Genomic DNA, 7,359 nt, shown 5'->3' with positions numbered 1-7,359 from the left:
GAGATGCTTCGCGAGGCCGCAGAAAACGCGGCCCCGCTCAGCATGACACGGCCAGAGCCATCACTGGTTCACGGGGATCTTGATGATCTTCTTCTGGATGGCGTAGGTCACGAGCTGGGCCTTGTTGTGGATGTCGAGCTTGCGCATGAGGTTGAACTTGTGCGCCTCGACGGTCTTGACGCTGAGGCCGAGGAGCACGGCGATCTCCTTGACGGAGTTGCCTTCGGCGAGCAGCTTGAGGATCTCGCGCTCGCGGGGCGTGAGCGTGGACATGCGCGGGCGCATCTTGGCGTCGCGGACGCGGGCGCGGAAGTCCTCGACCAGCTTGCCGAGCACCTGCGACGAGAGGTACTTGCCGCCCTTGTAGACGTCCTTGACGGCGGTGACGAGCTGCGGCGCGGGCGTGTCCTTGAGCACGTAGCCCGCGGCGCCGACCTCGAGGCACTGCACGAGGTAGTCTTCGTCTTCGTACATGGTGAGGAAGAGCACCTTGGTCTCGGGGCGGTTCTTGCGGATGTGGCGGGCGGCTTCGAAGGACGACAGGCCGGGCATGCCGATGTCCATGAGGACGATGTCGGGCTTGAGCTCGGTGGCTTTCTCCACCGCCTCGCCGCCGTTGGCGGCTTCGCCGACGACCTCGAAGTCGCTCTCGGATTCGAGCAGCCGCCGGACACCCTGACGGAACAGGGTGTGGTCATCCACGAGCAAGCACTTGATCTTTGGCATGGTCAGCGTTTCCCTTCTTCCTCGAACCTTAGTGAACGGCAGCGGAGGCGCTGTGCGCCAGGCCCGCGTCCGGTGCGACTTCACCCGCCGGGACGGTGACTTCCAGGCGCGTGCCCCGGCCCTTCGAGGAATGCACGCGCACGGTGCCGCCCAGCGCGGCGATACGTTCTTTGATTCCCGCCAGGCCGAAGGAGTGGCCACGAGAGTTGCTGCTTCTGGTGGAGAAGCCGACGCCGTCGTCCTCGACCAGGACGCGGACGACGCCGGATTCGCGGGTGACCAGGATGTTCACGTTGGCGGCCTTGGCGTGCTTGGCGACGTTGTGCAGGGCCTCCTGGACGACGCGGTAGATGGCGGCCTCGATGTCGGGGAGCATGCGGCCGACGGAGTCGGGCATGACGACGCGGGCCTTGACGCCGGTGTTGCGGGCGAGATCCTTGGCTTCCTTGCGGATGGCGGCGATGAGGCCGAGCTCCTGAAGGACGAGGGGCGAGAGGCGGGCGATGATGCGGCGGATGCCCTCGATGGTGCGGTCGACGACGTCGAGGGTCTCCTTGACCTTGCCGCGGGCGGTGCGGCCGGTGATGGAGGTCTCGAGCATGCCGAGGTAGAGGCGGATGACCATGAGGGCCTGGCCGGTCTCGTCGTGGAGCTCGCGGGAGATGCGCTTGCGCTCCTCTTCCTGGACCTGGAGGAGGTGGGCGCTGAGCTCGGCGATGCGGGCTTCGCGCTCGCGCAGGGCGTCGTTGATGCGGGCGCGATCGAGGGCGAGGGCGGAGCGGTCGGCGATGGCGCGCATGAGCGCGCGCTCGGTCGGGAGCCACTCGTAGGGCTTGTCGAAGCCGATGACGAGCGCGCCGAGGGTGACGGAGTCGAGGCGCAGCGGCACGCCCCAGAGGGTCTTGGCGAGGCCGCGGACTTTTTCAACGAGCAGGTTGGGCTCGGCGGAGGTGTCGAAGACGAGCACGGGCTCGCCGGACTGGACGACGCGGCCGGCGACGCCCTGGCCGAGCGCGACGGTCATGTTCTCGACGTCGCCGTCGACGCCGGTGGCGGCACGGACGCGGAGCGTCTCGCCGTCAGGGTCGAGCAGAACGATGGCGCCGACGTTGGCGCCGAAGGTGGCGGCGGTGATGTCAAGGACGCTGCCGAGCAGCTCAGAGACGTCGGCGGCGGAGAGCTCGGCGTCGAGGATGCTGAGCAGGGCGCTGGACTCGCGCGACTTGGCGTCGAAGTAGGCGCCGGAGACGGCGGTGAAGGCCGCGGCGGAGAACATGTCGAGCGCGATGGCGGCCTCCTGGCGGCGCTCGCCGAAGAGGCCGCGCAGGTAAGGCTCGCAGCCCTCGGTGTAGAGCTCGAGCGAGCGGGCGATGGCGCGCGTGTCCACGCCGAGCTTGGCGAGGCGCACGCCGAAGTAGTGCAGGTTCTCGAAGAAGCCTTCGAAATCGCTGTGGCAAAAGTAGAGGCAGCCGGTAGAGATGTTGAGGCGCTCGAGCGCCATGAGGACGCGGCCGTCCGGAGTGAGCTCCTGCTGGGCGCGCTGGCGCCACTGCACCGTGATGTCGGGGAAATAGGGTTCGAGGGCGCGGGCGATCTCCACGAGAGACTCGCGCAGACTTTCTTTCAACGGAAGCACGGCCGGTACCGACACTAAAATCCTCTTAGGGCCCAGGAGATTCGATGCGAAGGACTTAGTGGCGGCGGTCGCTACTACTTAGTAACGCAGAACCCCAGAACTTGTAGGGTATTCTACTCAATTCCCTGGGTAAGGTCTACGCCGTGGTTAGATTTTAGTTACGGTGAGGGGAGAGGCATCGGGGAGAGTCCTGCGACGCTCGGGCTGACGCCCTGGCAGGAATGTGCCGCCGGCTCAAGCCGGCTCGAGGAATCTCGGGGAACCGCTTACCCAGGCCTTACGGCCTGGGCTTGAACAGATGTCGCCCTGCGGGCTGTGAAGCAGTGGGTGGAACAAACGCAAGGTCCCTCGACTCGGACGCGGAAGGTTCACCGCGTCCTCGCTCGGGATGACAATCGCGAAGGGTAGAATCGTCAGTCCTCATGTTGAGATTCTTCACTGCCGGGGAGTCGCACGGGGAGGCGCTGGTCGGCACGATCAGCGGCCTGCCGGCGGGGATCTCCGTGGAGCAGGGGTTCGTGGACCGCGAGCTGTGGCGGCGGCAGCAGGGCTACGGGCGCGGCGGGCGGATGAAGATCGAGAGCGATCGCGCGCACTTCCTCTCGGGCGTGCGGCACGGGAAGACCATCGGGTCGCCGATCGCGATCCTGCTGGAGAACAAAGACTGGAAGAACTGGCAGGAGGCGCTGCCGGTCGAGGCGGGCGACCCGGGGAAGCACAAGACGGTGAAGTCGCCGCGCCCGGGACACGCGGACCTGGCGGGCGCGCTGAAGTACGACTTCGCTGACGCGCGGTACGTGCTGGAGCGCGCTTCGGCGCGGGAGTCGGCGGCGCGGGTGGCGTGCGGCGCGCTGGCGAAGCTGTTCCTGCGCGAGCTGGGGATCGAGGTGCTGAGCCACGTGGTGGCGGTGGGCGGCGCGACGATCGCGAACGCCGACGTGGCGTGGGAGTCGCTGGTCGCGCTGGCGAAGAAGGACGAGGTCCTGCTGAACTGCGCGGACGGGGAGAGCGAGCAGCGGATGAAGGCCGAGGTGGACGCGGTGCTGAAGACCGGGGACACCGTAGGCGGGGTGTTCGAGGTGGTGGCGCACAACGTGCCGCCGGGCCTAGGGACGTACGCGCAGTGGGACGAGCGGCTGGACACGCAGCTCGCGGCGGCGGTCATGAGCCTGCAAGCGGTGAAGGCGGTGGAGATCGGGAGCGGTGTGACGTCGGCGGTATCGCAGGGCTCGGCGGTGCACGACGCGATCGGGTACGAGAAGCAGAAGCAGCGCTTCACGGGGTTCGTGCGCAGCTCCAACCATGCCGGCGGCATCGAAGGCGGCGTGACGAACGGGGAAGACGTGCTGGTGCGGGGGTACCTGAAGCCGATCTCGACGCTGCGGCGGCCGCTGGAGTCGGTGGACTTCGCGACGCGGGAGCCGGTGAAGGCGGCGTACGAGCGCTCGGACGTGTGCGTGGTGCCGGCGGCGGGCGTCGCGGGCGAGGCGATGGTCGCGCTGACGCTGGCGCGGGCGGCGCTGGAGAAGTTCGGCGGGGACTCGGTGGGCGAGACGAAGAGGAACTTTCAGGGCTACCTGGCGCAGTTGAGGAATTTCTGATTTGCGATTTCTGATTTGTCATTGAAAATCAACATCGCAAATCAGAAATCACAAATCACAAATCACAAATGCCTAAGATCTATCCCATCGTGCTGTACGGCAACCCGGTGCTGGAGACGCCGGCGGCGCCCGTGACGAAGTTCGACGAGGAGCTGAAGAAGCTGATCGACGACATGTTCGCGTCGATGTACGAGGCGCACGGGGTGGGGCTGGCGGCGCCGCAGATCGGGATCGCGAAGCGCATCGCGGTGGTCGACACCACGTTCAAGGAGGACCCCGAGGCGCGGCTCGTCCTGATCAACCCGGAGATCGTCCACACGGAGGGCAAGCAGAGCGGGAGCGAGGGCTGCCTCTCGCTGCCGGAGTTCCGCGAGCAGGTCACGCGCCCGAAGCGGGTGACGGTGCGGGCGCAGGACGAGCACGGCGAGTGGCACGAGCACACCGGCGAGGACCTGCTGGCGCGGGCGTTCCTGCACGAGACGGATCACCTGAACGGCAGGCTCTACATCAGCTACATCTCGGCGCTGAAGCGAGACCTGATGAAGCGGAAGATCAGGAAGCTGGCGAAAGCGGGCGAGTGGTAGCGATAAGCAATAAGCAATAAGCAATAAGCAATAAGCAGTAAGCAATAAGCGAGTGCCGAGTTCCGAGTGCCGAGTGCCGAGTGCCGAGTGCCGAGTGCCGAGTGCCGAGAGAAAGCTAATCGCTTATTGCTTATCGCTTATCGCTTTTTCCATTACAAATAAGGCGTGCGCGTAATCTTCTGCGGGACGCCGGAATTCGCCGTGCCGACGCTGGAGCACCTGGTCCGGGCGGGGCACGAGGTCGCGCTGGTGGTGACGCAGCCGGACCGTCCGAAGGGACGCGGCGGCGAGCTCGCGGCGCCGCCGGTGAAGGCGGCCGCGGCGAGGCTCGGGCTGCGCGTCACGCAGCCGGAGAAGATCAAGCAGAACGCGGAATTCCGCGCGGAGCTGGAGCGGCTGGCGCCGCGGGCGATCGTGGTGGTCGGCTACGGGCGGATCATCCCGCAGTGGATGATCGACCTGCCGGAGCTCGGGAACCTGAACGTGCACGCTTCCCTGTTGCCGAAATATCGCGGGGCAGCGCCCATCCAGTGGGCGATCGCGAAGGGGGAGACGGTCACGGGCGTGACGACGATGAAGATCGACGCCGGGCTCGATACCGGGGACATCCTGCTGCAGGCGGCGCAGCCGATACGCTCGGAGAGCGCGGTGACGCTGGGTCCGAAGCTGGCGGAGCTGGGCGCGGCGCTGCTGATCGAGACGCTGCAACGGCTCGAGGCGGGGACGCTCAAGCCGACGCCGCAGGACGATGCGCAGGCGACGCCGGCGCCGATCCTGAAGAAGGAAGACGGGCTCATCGACTGGAAGCGGACGGCGATCGAGACGTGGAACCGGCTGCGCGGATTCCAGCCGTGGCCGGGGGCGTATACGAGTTTTCGCGGGAAGGGATTGCAGGTCCTGGACGCGCGGCCCGCGCACGAGGCGAGCACGCTGGCGGCGGGAGAGATGGCGCCGGGGGGCGGGAGATTGCTGGTTGGGTGCGGCGGCGGGACGGCGCTGGAGTTGCTGGAAGTGCAGCCCGAGGGGAAAAAGCGGATGGCGGCGGGGGATTTCGTGAATGGGTACAGGCCGAAGGCGGGGGAGAAGCTGGGGTGATTGCCGATCGCCGATTTGCGATCGCCGATTGAAGTCAAAGGGCCGCGGCCGCGGTACCCGCCGCGCCCTAGGGCACCCGCGGGGTGCGCTGGAGCAGGTCCTTCGCTCGCGCTCATCGCTGCGCGACTCGCACGTCGCTCAGGATGACATTCTTCTCTCACGAAGTGCCCTGGCAGGCGACGCAGCTCTACTTTGCGACTTCGAGTCGGATGGTGGCGCCGGAGGTGATGCGGGTGCCTGGGGGTGGGGACTGGCGGAGGACGGAAGACGGCGGGTAGCCGGGAGCGTCGACGGGCGAGCTGGTGATCTTCATGCCGACGGCGTCGGCGGCGTCGAAGACGTCGGCGAGCTGATGGCCGGCGAAGTCGGGCATGATGAACTCCTGCTCGTTGGCGGGGGCGTTGATGAGCAGGTTGACCTTGGGCGAGGTGGCGCTGGCGTAGGCCATGGGGCTTTGGGCGACGACCTGGTCGGGCGGCGCTTCGGGGACGTGGACGATGGCGGTGGTGCCGACCTCGAGGGCGCGGCGGGCGATGGTCATCTCGGCGGCGCGGCGGCTCTGTCCGACGACGTTGGGGATGGTGGCGCGCTGCGGGCCGAGCGATTCGGCGACGCGCACCTTCCATCCGCGGCGGACTTTGACGCCGGCGGCGGGCGACTGCGTCACGATCTTCCCTTCCGGCACTTCATTCGAAAAAAAGCGGCTCTCGACCGAGAGGATGAGCCCGTTCTGGTTGGCGAGGAGCTCGGCGTCGTCGGGGGAGAGGCCGACCAGCTGCGGCACCGCGGTCTCGCTGCGGTGGATGGCGAGCCGCATGGTGATGAGCATGGAGAGCAAGGCGATCATCACCAGGACGAGCGAGAGAACGAAGAGCCGGAAGAGACGCTTCACGGCAACGATTCTAGCTGTGCCGGCGAAATGAAAACAGGAGGAGAAGAGGAGAGGAGGAAAATCAGGGGGAAACCTTTTTCTTCTTGTTCATCGGACTGCGAGCAGAATGGGCTCACGAGGAAGAGGTAATCGAGGTGAGTCCAAAATCCTACCCCAAGTCCCTCCCCTCCCCCTCTCCTCCTGTTGTGGTTTCTTAGCGTGAGTACTGGTTGCGGCGCTTGTCGGCGTGGCGCTCGAGCGCGAGCTCGATGAGGCGGTCGATGAGCCGCGGGTATTCCAGGCCCGACGCGGCCCAGAGCTTCGGATACATGCTGATGGAGGTGAAGCCGGGCATGGTGTTGATCTCGTTGACGTAGAGCTTCTGCGACTTGGGGTCCATGAGGAAGTCGACGCGGGCGAGGCCGAGGCAGTCGACCGCCTGGAAGGCGCGGACGGCGAGCGACTGGACTTCCTTCATCTGTTTTTTCGAGAGCTTGGCGGGGATGACGAGCTCGGAGCCCTCGGTGAGGTACTTGGCGGCGTAGTCGTAGAACTCAGCGGAGGGCACGATCTCGCCGGCGATGGAGGCCTGCGGCTGCTCGTTGCCCAGGACGGAGCACTCGATCTCGCGGGCTTTTTCCGCGCCCCTGCCGTGCTTGCCGCCGGCTTTACTTTTGCTGTCGCCCCCCACGCCCTGCTCGACGACGAGCTTGCGGTCGAAGCCGGCGGCGAGCTCCATGGCGTCTTTCAGCTCGGCGCGGTTGCGGACCTTGGAGATGCCGACCGAGGAGCCGAGGTTCGCGGGCTTCACGAAGACCGGGTACTTCAGCGCCTTTTCGATGCGCT

At 66.5% G+C, this 7,359-nt stretch carries 7 protein-coding genes; 3 read left to right on the top strand and 4 right to left on the bottom strand.

The window, feature by feature from the left end; genetic code table 11:
• Window positions 1-60 precede the first annotated feature (60 nt).
• Complete coding sequence (locus VLA96_04055; protein ID HSE48362.1) at window positions 61-726, bottom strand: response regulator transcription factor; 666 nt, start codon at window positions 724-726, stop codon at window positions 61-63.
• A gap of 28 nt (window positions 727-754) precedes the next feature.
• On the bottom strand, window positions 755-2,353 hold the full coding sequence (locus VLA96_04050; GenBank protein HSE48361.1) for a GAF domain-containing sensor histidine kinase: 1,599 nt from the start codon (window positions 2,351-2,353) through the stop codon (window positions 755-757).
• 434 nt (window positions 2,354-2,787) lie between these two features.
• Here VLA96_04050 and aroC point away from each other — a divergent pair, with 434 nt between their 5' ends.
• From aroC to fmt, 3 genes are all read left to right on the top strand, one after another.
• Complete coding sequence (gene aroC / locus VLA96_04045; protein ID HSE48360.1) at window positions 2,788-3,963, top strand: chorismate synthase; 1,176 nt, start codon at window positions 2,788-2,790, stop codon at window positions 3,961-3,963.
• Between the two features lie 68 nt (window positions 3,964-4,031).
• Entirely contained in the window at window positions 4,032-4,547 is a 516-nt protein-coding gene (def, locus tag VLA96_04040; GenBank protein ID HSE48359.1) for a peptide deformylase, read from the top strand.
• A 165-nt stretch (window positions 4,548-4,712) separates the two neighbouring features.
• Window positions 4,713-5,642: a methionyl-tRNA formyltransferase gene (gene fmt, locus VLA96_04035; protein HSE48358.1), complete on the top strand. Its 930-nt coding sequence runs from the start codon at window positions 4,713-4,715 to the stop codon at window positions 5,640-5,642.
• A gap of 187 nt (window positions 5,643-5,829) precedes the next feature.
• Here the strand turns inward: fmt and VLA96_04030 are convergent, their stop codons facing one another.
• Entirely contained in the window at window positions 5,830-6,534 is a 705-nt protein-coding gene (locus VLA96_04030) for a PASTA domain-containing protein (protein ID HSE48357.1), read from the bottom strand.
• 193 nt (window positions 6,535-6,727) lie between these two features.
• On the bottom strand, window positions 6,728-7,359 hold a 632-nt coding region (locus VLA96_04025), incomplete at its 5' end, for a hypothetical protein (GenBank protein HSE48356.1).

This window comes from Terriglobales bacterium, from assembly GCA_035457425.1.
Classification (GTDB): Bacteria; Acidobacteriota; Terriglobia; order Terriglobales; family Acidobacteriaceae; genus JACPNR01.
Note: the sequence above shows the minus strand (reverse complement) of the source record. Positions and strands in the feature narration are given on the sequence as shown.